Origin of the sequence: Pseudoalteromonas phenolica (assembly GCF_001444405.1) — a bacterium.
GTDB lineage: Bacteria > Pseudomonadota > Gammaproteobacteria > Enterobacterales > Alteromonadaceae > Pseudoalteromonas > Pseudoalteromonas phenolica.
Genome location: NZ_CP013187.1, coordinates 2979424 through 2996942, shown reverse-complemented (window position 1 = coordinate 2996942; position 17519 = coordinate 2979424). Strand labels below are relative to the sequence as shown.

13 protein-coding genes and 15 tRNA genes are annotated in these 17519 nt (G+C 42.5%); 11 read left to right on the top strand and 17 right to left on the bottom strand.

Annotation, left to right across the window (positions count from 1 at the left end; all coding sequences use genetic code 11):
* Window positions 1-77: 77 nt before the first annotated feature.
* From PP2015_RS13315 to PP2015_RS13285, 7 genes are all read right to left on the bottom strand, one after another.
* Window positions 78-153 (bottom strand) — tRNA-Val (locus PP2015_RS13315).
* A gap of 21 nt (window positions 154-174) precedes the next feature.
* A tRNA-Val gene (locus PP2015_RS13310) sits at window positions 175-250 on the bottom strand.
* Between the two features lie 29 nt (window positions 251-279).
* Window positions 280-355 (bottom strand) — tRNA-Val (locus PP2015_RS13305).
* A 16-nt stretch (window positions 356-371) separates the two neighbouring features.
* Window positions 372-447, bottom strand: a tRNA-Val gene (locus PP2015_RS13300).
* 22 nt (window positions 448-469) lie between these two features.
* Window positions 470-545, bottom strand: a tRNA-Val gene (locus PP2015_RS13295).
* 17 nt (window positions 546-562) lie between these two features.
* Window positions 563-638: transfer RNA gene (locus tag PP2015_RS13290), tRNA-Val, on the bottom strand.
* Window positions 639-660: 22 nt separating this feature from the next.
* A tRNA-Val gene (locus tag PP2015_RS13285) sits at window positions 661-736 on the bottom strand.
* Between the two features lie 603 nt (window positions 737-1339).
* On the opposite strand from PP2015_RS13285, the gene PP2015_RS13280 reads away from it, so the two are divergent.
* The 9 genes from PP2015_RS13280 (at window position 1340) to PP2015_RS13240 (ending at window position 4307) form a co-directional block, all read left to right on the top strand.
* Window positions 1340-1415, top strand: a tRNA-Ala gene (locus PP2015_RS13280).
* Between the two features lie 39 nt (window positions 1416-1454).
* Window positions 1455-1530 (top strand) — tRNA-Glu (locus PP2015_RS13275).
* 101 nt (window positions 1531-1631) lie between these two features.
* Window positions 1632-1707: transfer RNA gene (locus PP2015_RS13270), tRNA-Glu, on the top strand.
* Between the two features lie 86 nt (window positions 1708-1793).
* A tRNA-Glu gene (locus PP2015_RS13265) sits at window positions 1794-1869 on the top strand.
* A gap of 86 nt (window positions 1870-1955) precedes the next feature.
* Window positions 1956-2031 (top strand) — tRNA-Glu (locus PP2015_RS13260).
* 86 nt (window positions 2032-2117) lie between these two features.
* A tRNA-Glu gene (locus PP2015_RS13255) sits at window positions 2118-2193 on the top strand.
* Window positions 2194-2279: 86 nt separating this feature from the next.
* Window positions 2280-2355, top strand: a tRNA-Glu gene (locus PP2015_RS13250).
* An 86-nt stretch (window positions 2356-2441) separates the two neighbouring features.
* Window positions 2442-2517 (top strand) — tRNA-Glu (locus PP2015_RS13245).
* A 209-nt stretch (window positions 2518-2726) separates the two neighbouring features.
* Complete coding sequence (locus PP2015_RS13240) at window positions 2727-4307, top strand: methyl-accepting chemotaxis protein (RefSeq protein ID WP_058030782.1); 1581 nt, start codon at window positions 2727-2729, stop codon at window positions 4305-4307.
* 58 nt (window positions 4308-4365) lie between these two features.
* Here PP2015_RS13240 and PP2015_RS13235 read toward each other — a convergent pair whose 3' ends face one another.
* Together PP2015_RS13235 and PP2015_RS13230 are read right to left on the bottom strand one after the other, a co-directional pair.
* Window positions 4366-5103: a DUF4386 domain-containing protein gene (locus PP2015_RS13235; RefSeq protein WP_058030781.1), complete on the bottom strand. Its 738-nt coding sequence runs from the start codon at window positions 5101-5103 to the stop codon at window positions 4366-4368.
* Window positions 5100-5531, bottom strand: a complete 432-nt coding sequence (locus PP2015_RS13230; RefSeq protein ID WP_206646021.1) for a DUF6326 family protein — start codon at window positions 5529-5531, stop codon at window positions 5100-5102. Before PP2015_RS13230 ends, PP2015_RS13235 begins: the two co-directional genes overlap by 4 nt.
* A gap of 278 nt (window positions 5532-5809) precedes the next feature.
* On the opposite strand from PP2015_RS13230, the gene PP2015_RS13225 reads away from it, so the two are divergent.
* Window positions 5810-6946: a helix-turn-helix domain-containing protein gene (locus PP2015_RS13225; RefSeq protein WP_058030780.1), complete on the top strand. Its 1137-nt coding sequence runs from the start codon at window positions 5810-5812 to the stop codon at window positions 6944-6946.
* A gap of 21 nt (window positions 6947-6967) precedes the next feature.
* Here PP2015_RS13225 and PP2015_RS13220 read toward each other — a convergent pair whose 3' ends face one another.
* Complete coding sequence (locus PP2015_RS13220; RefSeq protein ID WP_058030779.1) at window positions 6968-8182, bottom strand: alpha/beta hydrolase; 1215 nt, start codon at window positions 8180-8182, stop codon at window positions 6968-6970.
* Between the two features lie 221 nt (window positions 8183-8403).
* On the opposite strand from PP2015_RS13220, the gene PP2015_RS13215 reads away from it, so the two are divergent.
* Window positions 8404-10509: a winged helix-turn-helix domain-containing protein gene (locus tag PP2015_RS13215; protein WP_058030778.1), complete on the top strand. Its 2106-nt coding sequence runs from the start codon at window positions 8404-8406 to the stop codon at window positions 10507-10509.
* Between the two features lie 61 nt (window positions 10510-10570).
* On the opposite strand, the gene nth is transcribed toward PP2015_RS13215, so the two are convergent.
* The 7 genes from nth to rsxA are packed head-to-tail and all read right to left on the bottom strand — an operon-like array spanning window position 10571 to window position 17503.
* Window positions 10571-11203 (bottom strand): endonuclease III, encoded by a 633-nt coding sequence (nth, locus tag PP2015_RS13210; protein WP_058030777.1) that lies wholly within the window; start codon window positions 11201-11203, stop codon window positions 10571-10573.
* A gap of 14 nt (window positions 11204-11217) precedes the next feature.
* Window positions 11218-11916, bottom strand: coding sequence for an electron transport complex subunit E (locus PP2015_RS13205; protein ID WP_058030776.1), 699 nt, complete (start codon window positions 11914-11916; stop codon window positions 11218-11220).
* Window positions 11913-12551: an electron transport complex subunit RsxG gene (rsxG, locus tag PP2015_RS13200; protein WP_058030775.1), complete on the bottom strand. Its 639-nt coding sequence runs from the start codon at window positions 12549-12551 to the stop codon at window positions 11913-11915. The genes PP2015_RS13205 and rsxG overlap by 4 nt, the downstream gene beginning before the upstream one ends.
* Window positions 12548-13606: an electron transport complex subunit RsxD gene (gene rsxD / locus PP2015_RS13195; RefSeq protein ID WP_058030774.1), complete on the bottom strand. Its 1059-nt coding sequence runs from the start codon at window positions 13604-13606 to the stop codon at window positions 12548-12550. Before rsxD ends, rsxG begins: the two co-directional genes overlap by 4 nt.
* A complete protein-coding gene (gene rsxC, locus PP2015_RS13190; protein WP_058030773.1) occupies window positions 13603-16356 on the bottom strand; it encodes an electron transport complex subunit RsxC in 2754 nt (917 codons plus the stop codon). Before rsxC ends, rsxD begins: the two co-directional genes overlap by 4 nt.
* Before the next feature lie 8 nt (window positions 16357-16364).
* A complete protein-coding gene (gene rsxB / locus PP2015_RS13185; RefSeq protein ID WP_058030772.1) occupies window positions 16365-16919 on the bottom strand; it encodes an electron transport complex subunit RsxB in 555 nt (184 codons plus the stop codon).
* A gap of 2 nt (window positions 16920-16921) precedes the next feature.
* Window positions 16922-17503 (bottom strand): electron transport complex subunit RsxA, encoded by a 582-nt coding sequence (gene rsxA / locus PP2015_RS13180; protein WP_058030771.1) that lies wholly within the window; start codon window positions 17501-17503, stop codon window positions 16922-16924.
* Window positions 17504-17519: the final 16 nt, after the last annotated feature.

The following is a 17519-nucleotide window of genomic DNA, read 5'->3' as shown; positions in this document are numbered from 1 at the left end:
TCTAGACCTTTAATGGGCTTTTTTAAATAGTTTGGAGATAAAACAGAGTAAGATTAAGAATTTAAGATTGGATTATGTGGTGGGTCGTACTGGACTTGAACCAGTGACCCTCGCCTTGTAAGGGCGATGCTCTCCCAACTGAGCTAACGACCCACATAATAATTGAGCTTGATATGGTGGGTCGTACTGGACTTGAACCAGTGACCCTCGCCTTGTAAGGGCGATGCTCTCCCAACTGAGCTAACGACCCATATCAATGTACTTTGCAAACCAAAAGAGTGGTGGGTTGTACTGGACTTGAACCAGTGACCCTCGCCTTGTAAGGGCGATGCTCTCCCAACTGAGCTAACAACCCGCAAAGTGTTTCTAAATGGTGGGTCGTACTGGACTTGAACCAGTGACCCTCGCCTTGTAAGGGCGATGCTCTCCCAACTGAGCTAACGACCCATTTAGAAAATGGTGTGTAATATGGTGGGTCGTACTGGACTTGAACCAGTGACCCTCGCCTTGTAAGGGCGATGCTCTCCCAACTGAGCTAACGACCCATATTACAGTTCTATAATGGTGGGTCGTACTGGACTTGAACCAGTGACCCTCGCCTTGTAAGGGCGATGCTCTCCCAACTGAGCTAACGACCCATTATAGATAAATTTAGATATGTGGTGGGTCGTACTGGACTTGAACCAGTGACCCTCGCCTTGTAAGGGCGATGCTCTCCCAACTGAGCTAACGACCCATATCTAAAAACAACACGTTACCGCGTCGTTGTGGAGCGGTATTATAGGGAGACTTGCAACAGAGTCAATAGCTGAATTTACAATTTTGATCTGTCTGCGGGTTTTATCATCAAATTGCAATTGCTCTTCATTATATAGCAAGCGCATTTTCATGCTAAAAAATCTTAAAAAGCTAAGAAAACTGACTCATTGAAAAATAAATCAGAACTAAAGTGTCCAATATTATGAATTAAATGCTGGGCTATTTTAGTTGGTAAATTAAAAAGTTTATGGTCTTTAAGCTTTTCTTAAAACTAATGATAGATGCTCTTTCTATAAGTCGGAATAGAAAGCTAAATTAGTAAACTTCATAACGCTAGCTGATATCTAAGTGCGGTAGGGAATAAAACAGAACAATTTGAGGGGTAGGGTGATGATATAGTGAGGGTTTAGTTGCCTCAAAACGCTTGTTGTGGTTATATATGCGCCTGTTTGCTGTTTTTTAAAGCGAATAGTAAAAAGTTAAGGAAAAATTGTTGACTTTAATTTTTCGGGTGCATAGAATGCGCCCCGCACTCAGCGATACAGGTGACTAACTGAAAGGTTAGATAAGCCCAAGGTAAGGGGCTATAGCTCAGCTGGGAGAGCGCCTCGCTGGCAGCGAGGAGGTCTGCGGTTCGATCCCGCATAGCTCCACCAATCTTCTAAGTGCAATTGTCCTAGAGAACACAGTTTTGTGTCCCCTTCGTCTAGAGGCCTAGGACACCGCCCTTTCACGGCGGTAACAGGGGTTCGAATCCCCTAGGGGACGCCAATTTCGCTACTTCTTCGAATGGAGTAGGGAAATTATGAAATACTCGTATGGTAAGAGTTTAAATAACCAGTCCTAGTGACACATTATCTACATGATACTGCGTCCCCTTCGTCTAGAGGCCTAGGACACCGCCCTTTCACGGCGGTAACAGGGGTTCGAATCCCCTAGGGGACGCCACTTTACTAAAAGTGCTCAAGATATATGCTCATATGGTAAGAGCCTAAATAACCAGTCCTAGTGACACATTATCTACATGATATTGCGTCCCCTTCGTCTAGAGGCCTAGGACACCGCCCTTTCACGGCGGTAACAGGGGTTCGAATCCCCTAGGGGACGCCACTTTACTAAAAGTGCTCAAGATATATGCTCATATGGTAAGAGCCTAAATAACCAGTCCTAGTGACACATTATCTACATGATACTGCGTCCCCTTCGTCTAGAGGCCTAGGACACCGCCCTTTCACGGCGGTAACAGGGGTTCGAATCCCCTAGGGGACGCCACTTTACTAAAAGTGCTCAAGATATATGCTCGTATGGTAAGAGCCTAAATAACCAGTCCTAGTGACACATTATCTACATGATACTGCGTCCCCTTCGTCTAGAGGCCTAGGACACCGCCCTTTCACGGCGGTAACAGGGGTTCGAATCCCCTAGGGGACGCCACTTTACTAAAAGTGCTCAAGATATATGCTCGTATGGTAAGAGCCTAAATAACCAGTCCTAGTGACACATTATCTACATGATACTGCGTCCCCTTCGTCTAGAGGCCTAGGACACCGCCCTTTCACGGCGGTAACAGGGGTTCGAATCCCCTAGGGGACGCCACTTTACTAAAAGTGCTCAAGATATTTGCTCGCATGGTAAGAGCTTAAATAACCAGTCCTAGTGACACATTATCTATATGATACTGCGTCCCCTTCGTCTAGAGGCCTAGGACACCGCCCTTTCACGGCGGTAACAGGGGTTCGAATCCCCTAGGGGACGCCACTTCATTCTGATCCTGACTTTCTTTTCCTCCTTTAATAAAAAAACTCTATTCAGAATCTTATTTTTTTATTTTCATTAAATATCTAAAACGTCTATATTTTATTAGTTCGGTATTCTCAATTGATCTCGATCAAATTTTGATAACGAAAAAGCTTTCCTCAATTTCTAATAAAAAATTATCATATCTTTTTTAATAAGTGTGAACGACGATGACCAAAGGCAGAAACCAAGTGACAAACAGAGAGTATGATTATCCCAATCATTACAACCTGTTATCTACAACTAACACCAACGGCCAAATTAAATATGCGAATAAGCAATTTTGCGAAGTCGCGGGATTTGAGCTACACGAACTAGAAAATAAACCGCATAATATTGTTCGCCACCCGAGCATGCCAAAAGCTGCTTTTAAAAATCTTTGGGATTATATTGGTAGTGGGCAATCTTGGATGGGAATGGTGAAGAACCGCTGTAAGAATGGTGATCACTATTGGGTGAATGCTTTTGTTACGCCAATAAAAGATGCTTCAGGTAAAACCGTTGAGTATCAATCGGTGCGAACTAAACCAGACAGATCCGTAGTTAATCGTGCAGAGAAAATTTATCAAAAGCTTAACTCAGGCAGTGCAGCTGAAAAAATATTAACTCCATCATGGTCTTTACCAACGCAAATCATGGCAATAATAGTCGCTTTTTATCTGTTGACTATGTTCCTTACTTCCTTACCTGCACCTTGGAGCTATATTTCGGAAACAGTACTTTTAATCGCTATTTTGGCTTTTACACATAAGCAATTGGCCCCAATTAGAAGACTCAGTGAGAAAGCGAAAGAAGTTTATGATAACCCATTAATGCAAAAAATTTATTTAGGAAAGGTAAATGATATTGCAGCAATTGAGTTAGCACTTTTAGCTAGAGAGTCTGAACTAAGGGCTGTATTAGGGCGAGTAAAAGATGCCAGTGCAACGGTTACTGAGCAGGCTAATGATACAGTGAGCGAATGTAATCGCAGTGCAGAGTTACTAAATAGCCAGCAAGCGCAGACAGATGCACTTGCAACTGCCATAAATGAAATGACAGCGACAATATCAGAAGTTGCAAGCAACACCACTAACGCTGCTGAGCGCTCTGAAGCTGCTTTAGAGTCGGTGAAAATTGGTAATAAAGCCGTTAATGAAAATATGCAAAACAACTATGCATTGGCAGAAGAGTTATCACAAACACAAACAGACATAGAAGAGTTAAATGCCCAGACGGTTAATATAGGCAGTGTGGTTGATGTGATTAGAGGGATCTCAGAGCAAACGAACTTACTGGCACTTAATGCTGCGATTGAAGCGGCACGTGCAGGTGAACAAGGAAGGGGGTTTGCTGTTGTAGCAGATGAAGTAAGAGCACTTGCACAGCGAACTCAAGATTCGACTAAAGAGATCGATACCATTATTGCAAATTTACGAAGCCGAGCTGAGCAAGCAGTTCAAGCTATTCAAAATGGTGTAAATAAATCAACCGAATGTGTATCTCAAGCCGAGGGCACACAGGCTAGTTTAGAGAGCATTAATGCTATAGTGAACGATATTTCAGGTTTAAACTATCAAATAGCTACGGCAACTGAAGAAATGTCAGGTGTATCTAATGAGCTAAATAACAATGCAGTACATATCTCGCAACTTGCGAATGACTCTATGCAAAGCTCTGATAGAACAATCTCAACCATGTCAAAGACACAAGAGTCACTCAATGCACAGTCTGCATTGGTTGATCAGTTTATTAATAAATTTATACGATAACTCACCTTAATGGAGAGGCTGAGCAAGTTTAAATCAGCCTCTTCTTGTATTCCTCTATTTATGCCTCTGCAGAAATTGATAACTCAGTTTTGAATGGTAGCTCATGTTTATAGGCTGAAAAGTCTAATCCTTTTATAAGTAACCAACAGCCAACACCTAATTCAAATAATGCACCTGGAAACATCACAAACATGGCTTCTCTTGGCAAATCGGCAATCAATAGCTTGGCAACAGGGTAAATGATTAAACTGCTGTAAGTGAACATGCCCCACACTGACCAAGCTTTTGGGATGTAATTGGTTTTAAAAAATAGATAGAAGGTCATGATCCCGGCCACGCCCATAAATATCCAGCTATATTCACTAGCAGGCTGTCTAAAGCTTGAAGCAATGACGATGATATGACGTATTTGTTCAGCGTCGAATACATTCAGTAAATAAGTTTTATTAGACAGAGCCAACATAGACATACTCACAGTGACGACAAAACTACCTATAATAATTTCAACTAACCGAAAACAAAGCGCAGTTTGCATAAGTGGTTTATTGATGGGTTTTAAAGCAAGGTAAAAACCCATTGATGCGGTTGTTACCGCTGTAAACATCACTATTTCTGCGAGTACACCCCAGCGAAAATGTTGCTCGTTGGCAAACACGCCATGACTTAAGAATTGTTCACTAGAAGCGAGCGTCGAGCTTAAAATAAAATTATCTAAAATGCCGGCAAGGGTGAAAATAATGTAGGAAAGGCCTGCTACTCGGGCGTAAAATTGCTGATTTTTATGTTGTGTATTCATTCTGCGTTCCTTTTTAAAGAGGCAAGTTCGTTTTTCTTCCAAGTTGCAGCGAGATAGATAATGAAAATTCCGGTGCATATCTCAAAGAAACTAAAAAATAGGTAGTGAAGACTGCCACCCATGGTGACGGTAAAAGCTTGTATTGATGTTGTAATTATTCCGGCAATAAGGTTAGCGTATTTATTTAACGGAAAAGCCAGCACCCTTGATAGTACAATCATGATCATGGGAATTTGCATAATGAAGGCAAATATCAATAAGAACTCTTCTGTGATGCTTATACTGCCAACTTGCCCAGCTAAAAAAGCTTCCAAGTAAGGTGCAAGATGTAGAGTAAAAACATCACAGTAAATGTAATTGACGGTGATAAATATCCATAACAAAGATAATAAGTGCTGTCTTTTTTCATGCCATTCAAAGATTTTCATAGGTCGCTTTAATTAGTTATTTTTGATGCGAACAAGATTGCCGAAAAAGTAAAAGTTGTGCGCCTTGATGGGCCTATTTGAACGAAATAATAGAAATTAATGCATTCTTTTTGAGTGAAAAATAGTTTGATAACGGGTTATTTTTACTTAAAAAAGATATAAAAGTTTCGAGATGTAAAATAAAATTAGCAATAGTATCAGGTGGATAGGTGTTGGACTGTAAGAAGAGTTAGATATATAGTTAGGTCGCTTATTTTAATAATTTATTGAATACGTGAATGGTTAATGTATTTCCGACAGTTTTGTACTCTTGCATGATAGGGATGGCTTTTATTGCCTTATTAGACTTGTTTAATCGTGGCAAAGAAAGGCAAAATTTATTTTTAAAAGGCTTACTTCTACTCCTTGTTATCCACTTAGCCGGTGAGCTGTTTATTTATTCGGGTGCCTATGTGTACGCCCCTGAATTAGCAGGGTTACAGTTTCCCTTTAGAATCTTAATGGGCCCAGCGCTGTTCTTTTACGCTCACGCGACAATGTCTGCTGATAAGAAAATAGATAAAAAGTATTGGCTGATGGCTTTATCGGGCCCTGCACTCGTAGTCATCGTTATGCTGCCATTCTTATTCATGATTACGCCTGCTGAAAAGCTCGCTTTGGCAAACCCAGCCACACGAGACCCTGAGTTATGGCGAATTTCAATATTAACCTGCTCGATCGTGACGACTCTGTTTATCATTTACACTGCGTATTTTTTATTGCTGGCTTTTCAGCTTCATAGAGCCCATAACCAGCAACTTATGGAGCGTTTTTCTGACATTGAACAGCGTTCTGTAGATTGGTTTAAACCTATACTGGTGATTTGGGGAGCAGTATGGTGCATGTTTGCGATAGAATTTACGCTTAATGCATTAGGTTGGCGTTGGTTTGGCACAGGTAGATTGCTGCCAGCTTTAGAGGTCGTTGCTTTAGCCATATTTATACAAAAAGCGTTAAGCCAAAAAGTACTCAGTCATGTCGACAAAGGCGTACCTAAAACACAAGGCACACGGACGGCTTTGTTGAGTGAGGATAAAATGCAAAGTATTGCGAATAAGCTCAGGCATGCTATGCAAAGTGAACAGCTATTTTTAGATGAGTCACTTTCTTTAAAACGTTTATCAGAAGAAATACGCGAGTCTGAAAATCATATATCAGAAACTTTCTCACAGCATTTAAATACAAATTTCTTTCAGTTTGTGAATGGTTTCAGGATTGAAGCTGCAAAAACGGCGCTGACCGAAACCACAAAGCAAGTCACAATTATAGCCTTCGAAGTCGGCTTTAATTCTAAGTCGACATTCAATACGGCTTTTAAAAAAATAGTTGGCCAAAGCCCCTCGGTATATCGTAAATCATTCTTAGAAAATAATTAGAGGGAGCAAGCTCCCTCTAATCTACAAAGCGCATTTTGTTTTGCCGTTTTCCACATAAACTTTTGCTGTTTCGCACGTTTGTTCTGGCAGCTTTGCCATAATATGGGCTCGGAAAGTCTTAATCTTGTTGTTCTCAACATTTTCTTTCAAGCTAATTTTGAGCGCCTTGTCTAGGGTCTTTATAGCCAGGGTGTTGTCTCCTTTACCTTCATACAAATAGGCGAGTCTGAAATAAGCATCAGTGCGAGTAGGGTAAGTACTGATAAGTTGTGTGTATATGTCAATGGCTTCGGCGTAGCGTTTGTCTGTAATGGCCTTTTCGGCAGCGTATCTGTAAGCCAGATAATCAGGTTTTAAATTGACCCCATACTGCGTAGAGAGTTGAGCATAGCATGCATCAATACCTGTTAAGCCCAGCGCAGCAAAATCAGGAGAGCATTTGAATTGTTCAAACAACTCAACATAGGCTCTGTTTTGTCCCACCATTGCTGATGTACTGTGATTCTCATTTTTTATGAACTCTAAATCATAATCAAAGCCTAGACGTGTTTGATTACCTAGTAATTCACGATATTGCTCAAAAGAACTCAACATATGGCCAGTTTCATCAGCGAGGTTTAAATATAAATAGTTATTTAGATTTTTCTTTTGTTTGTAAAAAGTGTGAGCTTGTTTTAACACTTTCCCTTTGTGCCACCAAAGGCTTGGGCTAAAAGCAAAATGCGCTTGGAATAACTGAGGTCGGGTTTGTAATGCATAGATTGATAGCAGTCCACCGAGCGAGTGGCCTGATAACACCTTAAAGCCATTGCTACGGTAGCGTTTATTGATATGAGGAATAAGCTCTTTTTCTATAAAGTCCAAGAAGTTATCAGCCCCGCCAGATACACCCCACTGGTTATAGCTTTCATCGTAAGTTGGCGTGAAATCGCGTGTTCTGTGCGTATTTTTAATGGCGACGATGATCATTTCTTTAGCATGATCAGACTGAGTTAGTAGATCTAAAGTACCAGCGGCATGTTTAAAGTTTCTTAACCCATCCGTCAAATATAAAACTGGGTAAGTTTGCGACTTATTTAGGTGATAAGCATTGGGTAAGTGAATTAATAGACCGCGATGCTCAGATAAAATAGAGGAATAGATCCCATCTTCTATCGTGGTGCCCCGTTCGGATGCATAAGCACTTAAATTAAATATAAAACATAGAGTAAATATAAAGACGATAACTTTCTTCATTTTAATTCCTTTAGTTGTACTAATTAACCTGTGTTTAAGTTGCTAGGAAAACCGCCGAAAGTAATGAAATTTGCAGGAAAAAAAGGGATGAAAAAAGGATAAATCGTTGCAATGCAATCAGTTTTTGCTCGATGATTGTTCGGACGTTTGTTTTTTGTACCTGTTAGATACTGTGATAAAGTGCTGAAATATAAATTTTTATCTATTGATTACAATTGTTTATGCTTAAGTTTGGCGATTTTATTTTTGACAGTCAGCAGCAACGTTTGCTCACAACACAAAACACGCAAGTAGAAATCGAGCCCAAACTCATTGCGCTTTTAGAGTTTTTTCTCACCCATCCAGAACAGTTAATTTCAAGACAAACGCTGCTAGAAACGGTATGGGCTAATACCTTAGTGACAGATAATGCGATTAATAAATTAGTTGGCAATCTGCGCAAAGCCCTTAATGACGACCCAAAACAGCCTAAATATATACAAACGGTACCAAAGCGAGGGTACCGATTTATTTGCACTATTTCTGAGTATAAAACTTCGCCTGTTAATGAAGAGTCAACGGTTAATGATAGGCAAGGTAATGAAGCCGCTAACTTTAATCTGTATCGTCAGCGCCTAGTTATCTTTCTGGGTTTGTTTCTACTTACTGCTGTTTGGTTTGTGTTTGAGCAAAGTGACAATGACAAGCTTGCTTATTCAATGGCATTAACGAGAGAGCAGGGGATAGAATTTTCTCCACGTATGCACCCAGATCAAAACCACTTGTTTTATTTAAGAACGCGTAATGTGTCTGATGATGTTGAACTATGGGTAAAAAATATAAATACCGCGTCTGTAAATCGAGCATCTCTGCCTCATCCTATCAGCGAAATTATTGCTGTTACTGAGCAAGATACGCGGAGTGACTTAATTTATTTAGATAAAGGTAAGGGACGGTGTGATGTTTATAAAGCCCGCTTGAATTATCAGCAAAGTAAGGGTTTTAGTGTCGCTGATGAAACGATGTTATTTAACTGCCAGGATAAAAGAGTCAAAGACATCGCTTATCACGTCCAGAAAAACGTCATTTATTATACTGCTCAGCCTGAAAACTTCTGGCCTAACCATATATATGCTTATGACCTTAATAAAAACGAACATGCTCTACTGAATCAACCTGCACCAAAAGGGTGGGGATATCACCACTTAGATGTGTCACCAGATGGCGAGAAACTATTGGTTATGAGCACAGGGAGTGACCATAAAACTCAACTGTTGTCATTCAACTTGATAAATCACCAAGTCACAGCTGGCAAGCAATTTGATAGGCCTGTTTATGAAGCCATTTGGGCACATGACTCTGAGCAAATCTTTTATTATTCGTCTTCGTCTATGCAGAAGATTATGCAAAGTGACTTTGATGGTGACAACAGTCGAGTTGTGGTTAATGTTTCAGAGCGACTTTCTAAGCGATTAAACCGTATAGCTGATGGGCATTCTCTACTGTTTAGCACTGAGCCAGATGACTATAATTTGAGGTTACTATTAGATGAAGAAACACGTTCGCTCTATAATTCGGCTGTGTTTGATTCATACCCAGCCTTGTTTCATCAAAGTGATGATTACTTATTTGCTTCAAATCGCAGTGGTGAAATGCAGATCTACTTTGTAGACAGTCATCGAGCACAATCAAAAATATTAACCCAGTTTACGTCATCTTATGCCCTGAGTAATATGGCGATTTCACCCGATGATAAACAAGTTTTACTCGTCATCGACAACGATGTCTTCGCGCTCCCACTCCATAAGCTGAAGTCTCAACAACCGCTCGATGTTCTTTCAGATGAAAAAGCTATTTTTACCAGTGATGTACCTGTGATCGCCGTAGATTGGCTTTCAAATAATATGGTTGCAATCACAGCGGTTAAACATGCCAAACCTAATCTGCATATTCGCAATCTAGTAGGAGAGCGCATCGATTTACCGCAAGGGGAGTGGGCTTATGGCTTATCTGATAATACGCAAATGGGAAATGCTTACCTCATTGAGCAAGGAAGTCACCGCTTGTATCAAGTGAGGTTAAATACCGCTAGTGATGGCCATCAAATTGAGCCGACCCCTTTGACTTTACCTAATGAGTTCTACTGGGCCAAAATAGATAACCAACACCTTTATTATATGAATGCAGAAGGTGAGAGTGAATACTTACATAAAGTGTCTATTAATACTGAGAAAAGCTTAACAAAAATGAAGGTAAATGCCTTTTCAAGTTATGATGTGAAGCAAGGTCGAGTAATGATAAGTGATAAGGCAAATCGCTCAGGGGATATACATAGAACTTATCATTAAAAGTCATGTGCGCCTTTAAAACGTTTTCTTGATTAGAGCCAAACTCCATGGCTCTACTCATCTAATCTGTTTTTTCTTTAAATTCACACAAATCTTCAATAATACATGAGCCGCACTTTGGTTTACGGGCAACACAGACATAGCGACCATGTAAAATCAGCCAGTGGTGTACGTCGACTTTAAATTCTTTTGGTACTACTTTTTCAAGCTTTTCTTCAACGGCAACCACGTCTTTACCCATGGCAAACTTGGTGCGATTTGAAACGCGATAAATATGGGTGTCGACTGCAATGGTTGGCCAGCCAAACGCGCAGTTTAAAACCACATTTGCAGTTTTTCGACCAACGCCTGGTAGGGCTTCTAATGCTTCACGGTTTTCAGGTACTTCACCACCGTGTTTATCGATGAGGATCTGACACATCTTATAGACGTTATTGGCTTTAGAATTATATAAACCAATGGTTTTAATGTGATCTCTGAGCGATTCTAAGCCAATATCTAAAATACCTTGTGGGGTATTTGCTTTTGGAAATAGTTTGGCCGTCGCTTTATTCACACTCACATCGGTGGCTTGTGCTGACAAGGTGACAGCAACAAGCAACTCAAAAGGGGTGGTGAAATCCAACTCTGTTTCTGGGTTTGGATTGTCATCACGTAAACGGGTTAAGATCTCAAGTCTTTTGGTTTTGTTCATTGTTCGTAACCCGTTTAAGTTAAGCTAGTAACACGTGCTCTGGGTGCTTTTTCAGCTTCTTGTGTAGGTTGTGCTTTAGCTTTAATTTGCGCATCAATGACATTTTTAGCGGCAATTAATAAACCCAAACCTAAGAAGGCACCGGGCGGTAAAATGGCCACTAAGAATTGGTTATCAAATTGGAAAACTTCAATACGCAGAACCGTCGCCCAATCGCCTAATAGTAAGTTTGCACCATCAAACAAGGTACCTTGGCCAATTAACTCTCGCATTGCGCCTAGTAGCACCAGCACCACCATAAACCCTAGGCCCATCATGATGCCATCGAATGCAGATAATAGCGGGGTATTTTTAGAAGCGTAGGCTTCGGCACGACCAATAATGGCACAGTTGGTTACGATTAATGGAATGAAGATCCCCAGCGCTTGATATAAGCCGAAGGTATAAGCGTTCATTAATAACTGTACGATGGTTACAAACGCGGCAATGATCATGACAAATACAGGAATGCGAATGTCTTTTGGTACAAAATTACGTACCAATGATACGGTGACATTCGAGCCAACCAGTACCAGAAGGGTTGCGATCCCCAAGCCCATAGCATTGGTAATGGTGCTGGTTACAGCAAGCAGTGGGCATAAACCAAGTAGTTGAACAATGGCTGGGTTGTTGGCCCACATGCCATCTTTTATGAGGGTTTTATATTCGCTCATTGTGTTTCTCCTGCGCACAGGTTGTCTTTGGCAAATAAAGCATCAAAGTGAGTTGTTGCGTACCAAGCGGCTTCTCCCACTGAACCAGTCACTGCTCTAGGCGTGATGGTCGCGCCAGTAAATTGGTCAAACTCGCCACCATCTTTCTTAACTGCGAAACGGGCATCATTTGCGCTATTGATTTGCATGCCATTAAATGTGGTGATCCAATCAGATCTAGAAAGCTCCACCTTATCACCAAGGCCGGGTGTTTCTTCATGACGGGTAACACGTACACCTGTGATTTCGCCACGTTTTGTAACTGCAGTTAAGATATCGATATTACCGCTATACCCTTTTGGAGTGATGTGACGAACAAGCAAAGCCGCGGGCTCGCCGTTTAATCTTGCACGATAAATAATATGCGGGCCTGCTGGGCCAAGCTCAGGCGCATCACTTTCTACGCAGTCAAGGTAGAGTTGGTTGTCGTAACGCTCACTTGGAATAACTTGAGACAGCAAAGACATCAGTTGTGCTTTTTCTTGCTCTGCGATCCGTGTTTCAGTCAGGCTCTGAACCACAGCTACACTGCCTGTGGTTGCCAATGCAAAAGCACACAATATGGCGCCATTTTTATACATAGATTTGGCTATCATTGTGCACCTCCATGACCAAATGTGCGCGGTCGACTGTAGTGATCAATCAATGGCACTGCCATATTCATGAGTAACACAGAGAAGGCCACAGCATCTGGATAGCCGCCGTAAGTACGGATGATATAAACCAGTACGCCAATGGCTGCACCAAAAATTAATCGGCCTCTATCTGTGGTACAAGCAGAAACCGGATCGGTGGCAATGAAGAATGCCCCTAACATAGTTGCACCACTGAGTAGGTGGAAAATAAGGCCTGCATGGCTACCTGGGGCAATGATGTAACCCACAGCACTACAAAATGCCAATGCAAAAATGAAGGCGACTGGGATATGCCAGTTAATAATGCTGCGCCAAAGTAAGAAAAGACCACCGGCCAGATAAGCTAGGTTAACCCACATCCAGCCTTTACCGGCGTAATCGGCAAACACGGCGCTTTGCATCGCCTCAGTAACTGTATAGCCCTGAGAAACAGCTGTTTTTACTGTATCGAGTGGTGTTGCCATAGTAACACCATCAATACCTGCTCTGACTTGCTCTAGGGTTAAACCTGACGTTGTGGTTTGCGTGAAAATTAAAGCAAGTTGATCAATAAAACTCACTGGTGTCACTAACAGTTCAGACACTGGCGACCAAGCTGTCATTTGCACCGGGAATGAAATAAGCAGTAAGACATAACCTGCCATTGCCGGGTTGAATAAATTAAAGCCTAAACCACCATAAAGCTGTTTCACGATCACAATGGCAAACAGGCAGCCGATGACGATGACCCACCAAGGTGCGAGAGGCGGGATACTGATTGCCAGCAGTACACCAGTTAGCCAAGCAGAGCCATCACTTAATGATGGCCAAATAGCTTTATTACGGATCTTCATGATAGCTGCTTCAAACGCACTGACAGAAATGAGTGCGATGAGTATTTGAATTAAAACAGCAGAGCCAAAAAAGTAACACTGAGCGATGATCCCGGGCACACACGCAGCGATCACTGTCATCATTAATTTATTCAGTGCTTTATGGCTATGATTGTGGGGCGATGAAGCCATGGTTAATTTCATGACGGTTCATTTCCTTCTTCTGATTCTTGCTTTAATTGTGCTTCTTTGGCTGCTTTCTTTGCTTTGGCACGTGCAATAGCGGCTGCAACAGCTGCTTTACGCGGATCTTCTGGCTCGCTACTTTGTTCTGCTTGCTCAGTTTGAGTATCCGTCTCATCTCTTTCTTCGCTAGCTGCTAGTTCAGCTTCTTTTGCAGCCTTTTTCGCTTTAGCTCGGGCGATGGCTGCAGCAACAGCCGCTTTACGCGGATCTTCTGGCTCGCTGCTTTGTTCTGATTGCTCAGTTTGAGTATCAGCTTCGACATTGTCTTCGCTAGCCGCTAGTTCTGCTTCTTTGGCCGCTTTCTTTGCTTTAGCACGGGCAATGGCTGCTGCTACTGCAGCCTTGCGTGGATCTTCCGGCTCGCTATCAACTACAGTTGCATCGCTTTGTTCAGCTTCTTTAGCTGCTTTCTTTGCTTTAGCACGTGCAATGGCCGCTGCAACTGCGGCTTTGCGTGGATCTTCTGGCTCACTATCAGCTACTGTTTCATCGCTTTGTTCAGCTTCTTTAGCTGCCTTTTTTGCTTTCGCTCGAGCAATGGCAGCTGCAACCGCGGCTTTACGTGGATCTTCCGGTTCGCTATCAGCTACAGTCTCATCGCTTTGTTCAGCCTCTTTAGCTGCCTTTTTCGCTTTTGCTCTAGCGATAGCTGCTGCAACAGCGGCTTTGCGTGGATCTTCCGGTTCGCTATCAGCTACAGTCTCTTCGCTTTGCTCAGCTTCTTTAGCTGCCTTTTTGGCTTTTGCACGGGCAATGGCGGCAGCAACAGCGGCTTTACGCGGATCTTCTGTGCTTTCAGTTTCAGCTGGCGCTTCATCTTGTTCTGCGTTTTGTGCCGCTTTCTTTGCTTTTGCACGGGCAATGGCGGCAGCAACAGCGGCTTTACGCGGATCGGTCGATGTATCAGTCTGAGTTGTTTGCTGTTCTGATTTTACATCATCAGCACCGGTTTGTTGTGCGGCCTTTTTCGCTTTCGCACGCGCAATGGCAGCGGCAACAGCAGCCTTATTATCTTTAGGCTTATCGGCACTGTCATCAGTGGCTTTCTCAGCCTTGTATTGGCGAGCTTGCTCTTTACGCTTAGCGCGTTCTAATGCAACAGCACTATTATCTGGTTCGAGTGAACCATCAGCCGCTTTTTTCGCTTTAGCTCGGGCAATTGCAGCTTCAACTGCTGACTTTTCTGGTGTTTTCTTGTTTTTAACACGCTCAAGTGCTTCAGCCACTTTTTCTTTACTTTGCGCTGATTGAGTAGAACGGCTAGCTGAACGTTTATGACGGTTTTGACGTTCTTCTTGTTCTCGCTCTAAACGTTCTTTACGGGCTTCGAAACGCTCTTTTGCTCGCTCAGCTTTGATTTGTTCTAGTTTTTGTTCTCGGATCTCAGCTTTAGCAACCCGGTAATATTGCACCAGTGGAATTTCACTCGGGCACACGTACGAACACGCACCGCATTCAATACAATCAAACAGGTTGTATTCTTCAAGCTTTTGATACTCTTTGCCTTTAGCAAACCATTGTAATTGCTGTGGTAGTAAAGTTTGCGGGCAAGCATCGGCACACGCACTACAGCGAATACAAGCTTTTTCATCGTTTGGCTCAGCCAGTTCTTGATTGTCAGGTGCCAAAATACAGTTGGTGGTTTTGACTACAGGAATGCGCACTGTTGGTAAGGTGAAGCCCATCATTGGCCCACCCATGATGACACGCTGCGCAGTAACTGGTTCGAACCCTTGGCTATCGAGTAGATGCTTAATCTCAGTGCCCATCAGTGCCCAAACATTTTGTGCTTGTTTGATGGTGTTACCGGTTACCGTAACAACACGCTCAATGAGCGGTTTGCCACGAAGCACAGCGTCACTTATCGCAAATAATGTACCGACGTTTTGCACTAATACGCCAATGTCTGCAGGAATGCCTGCACTGGGCACCTCGCGAGAAGTCAGTACTTTAATCAGCTGTTTTTCACCACCAGAAGGGTATTTGGTTGGCACCGAGCGAACTAAGATTTTATCGTTATGTGCTGAGGCTTTTTGCATCGCAGCAATGGCTTCAGGTTTGTTGTCTTCAATACCAACTAACACATATTTTGGAGAGAGTAGGTGCTGCATGATCTCAATGCCTTGCACGATTTGCTCAGCATGCTCACGCATTAACATGTCATCGGCTGTGATATAAGGTTCACATTCAACGCCATTGACAACAAAAAAGTCAATTTCTGCTTGGCTGCTGGCTTTCACATAGGTTGGAAAGCCTGCGCCACCCATACCGGCAATGCCTGCATCATGAATTTTATCGACCAGTTGTTGCTTAGAAACCTCTGCATATTGTTCAAGTGGTTCAAGCGCACACCAAGTGTCTTGACCATCAGGCTCAAGTACGATGCTCGGCTCTGGCAAAGCTGAAGGGTGTGCAGATGGTCTATGCTCAATGGCGGTGATGGTGCCTGAAGTAGCGGCATGGATAGGTAAAGACCAATTGCCAGCGGGTTTTGTCAATGCCTGGCCCTTTAAAACATGATCGCCCACATGGACAAGCAGTTGACCGTTGGCACCAATATGCTGCTTTAACGGAATAACCAATTTATCAGGTAAGGGTAACTGGCGAATTGGGAGTTGGTTCGACAATGTTTTTTGTTCAGGTGGGTGAATACCACCAGGAAATTGCCACAGTGCTCCACGTTCAATTTGTTCAAATAACGATTCCACGGCAACCTCTAATCAATCTGAGTGACGTTAATGGCGTTTAACTGCCATTTCCATGTTTGCTTAGTTTCAGCAACAGGGATCATATCAATACAATCAACTGGACATGGCTCAACACATAAATCACAGCCGGTACATTCATCTTTTAATACGGTATGCATTTGTCTTGTGGCACCAACAATGGCGTCAACCGGACAAGCTTGAATGCATTTAGTACAGCCGATACATTCATCTTCACGAATATATGCCACAGTTTTAACAGGTTCAGCTTCTTCGCCGCCAGCTAAAGGTTTAGGCTCAACGCCCATTAAATCGGCTAACTTTTTAATGGTGGCATCACCACCCGGTGGACATTTATTAATTTCGTCGCCATTGGCAATGGCTTCAGCATAAGGGCGGCAGCCAGGGTAACCACATTGGCCACATTGTGTTTGCGGTAAAATGGCATCGACTTGGTCGACAACAGGGCTACTTTCGACGCGATATTTTACCGCGGCATAACCTAAAATAAGGCCAAAAATCAGCGCCAGTGAACCTAGCGCAATGAGTGCATAAAACAAGGTCATGGTTAAAACTTCACTAATCCAGAAAAGCCCATAAAGGCAAGAGACATTAAGCCAGCGGTGATCATGGCGATTGACGCACCTTTGAACGGGGTTGGTACATCAGCAACAGCAAGACGTTCACGCAGTGCTGCAAATAAAACCAGCACCATAGAAAAACCGACCGCGGCACCAAAACCGAACACGGCTGAACTCATAAAGGTATGCTCATTTTTAATGTTTAGAAGGGCAACACCTAATACTGCACAGTTAGTTGTGATAAGCGGTAAGAAAATACCTAGTAGACGATAAAGTGTAGGGCTGGTTTTTTTAACCACCATTTCTGTAAATTGAACCACCACAGCAATAACAAGTATGAAGCTCATGGTGCGTAAAAACTCTAATTCGAGAGGTTGCAATATATACTCGTTAACAAGGTAACTCGTTACTGAGGCTAGCGTGAGCACAAAAGTGGTGGCCATTGACATACCAACGGCAGTGTCTAACTTGCCTGATACGCCCATGAAAGGACATAAGCCTAAGAATTGTACTAACACGAAATTGTTTACTAATACTGTGCCGATCAGCAACAGAATATATTCAGTCATTATAGCCCCTAACGTT

Coding starts and splice junctions, on each gene's coding strand:
- PP2015_RS13240 (WP_058030782.1), top strand. CDS start 2,727: ATGACCAAAGGCAGAAACCAAGTGACAAACAGAGAGTATGATTATCCC.
- PP2015_RS13235 (WP_058030781.1), bottom strand. CDS start 5,103: ATGAATACACAACATAAAAATCAGCAATTTTACGCCCGAGTAGCAGGC.
- PP2015_RS13230 (WP_206646021.1), bottom strand. CDS start 5,531: ATGAAAATCTTTGAATGGCATGAAAAAAGACAGCACTTATTATCTTTG.
- PP2015_RS13225 (WP_058030780.1), top strand. CDS start 5,810: ATGGTTAATGTATTTCCGACAGTTTTGTACTCTTGCATGATAGGGATG.
- PP2015_RS13220 (WP_058030779.1), bottom strand. CDS start 8,182: ATGAAGAAAGTTATCGTCTTTATATTTACTCTATGTTTTATATTTAAT.
- PP2015_RS13215 (WP_058030778.1), top strand. CDS start 8,404: ATGCTTAAGTTTGGCGATTTTATTTTTGACAGTCAGCAGCAACGTTTG.
- nth (WP_058030777.1), bottom strand. CDS start 11,203: ATGAACAAAACCAAAAGACTTGAGATCTTAACCCGTTTACGTGATGAC.
- PP2015_RS13205 (WP_058030776.1), bottom strand. CDS start 11,916: ATGAGCGAATATAAAACCCTCATAAAAGATGGCATGTGGGCCAACAAC.
- rsxG (WP_058030775.1), bottom strand. CDS start 12,551: ATGATAGCCAAATCTATGTATAAAAATGGCGCCATATTGTGTGCTTTT.
- rsxD (WP_058030774.1), bottom strand. CDS start 13,606: ATGAAATTAACCATGGCTTCATCGCCCCACAATCATAGCCATAAAGCA.
- rsxB (WP_058030772.1), bottom strand. CDS start 16,919: ATGACCTTGTTTTATGCACTCATTGCGCTAGGTTCACTGGCGCTGATT.
- rsxA (WP_058030771.1), bottom strand. CDS start 17,503: ATGACTGAATATATTCTGTTGCTGATCGGCACAGTATTAGTAAACAAT.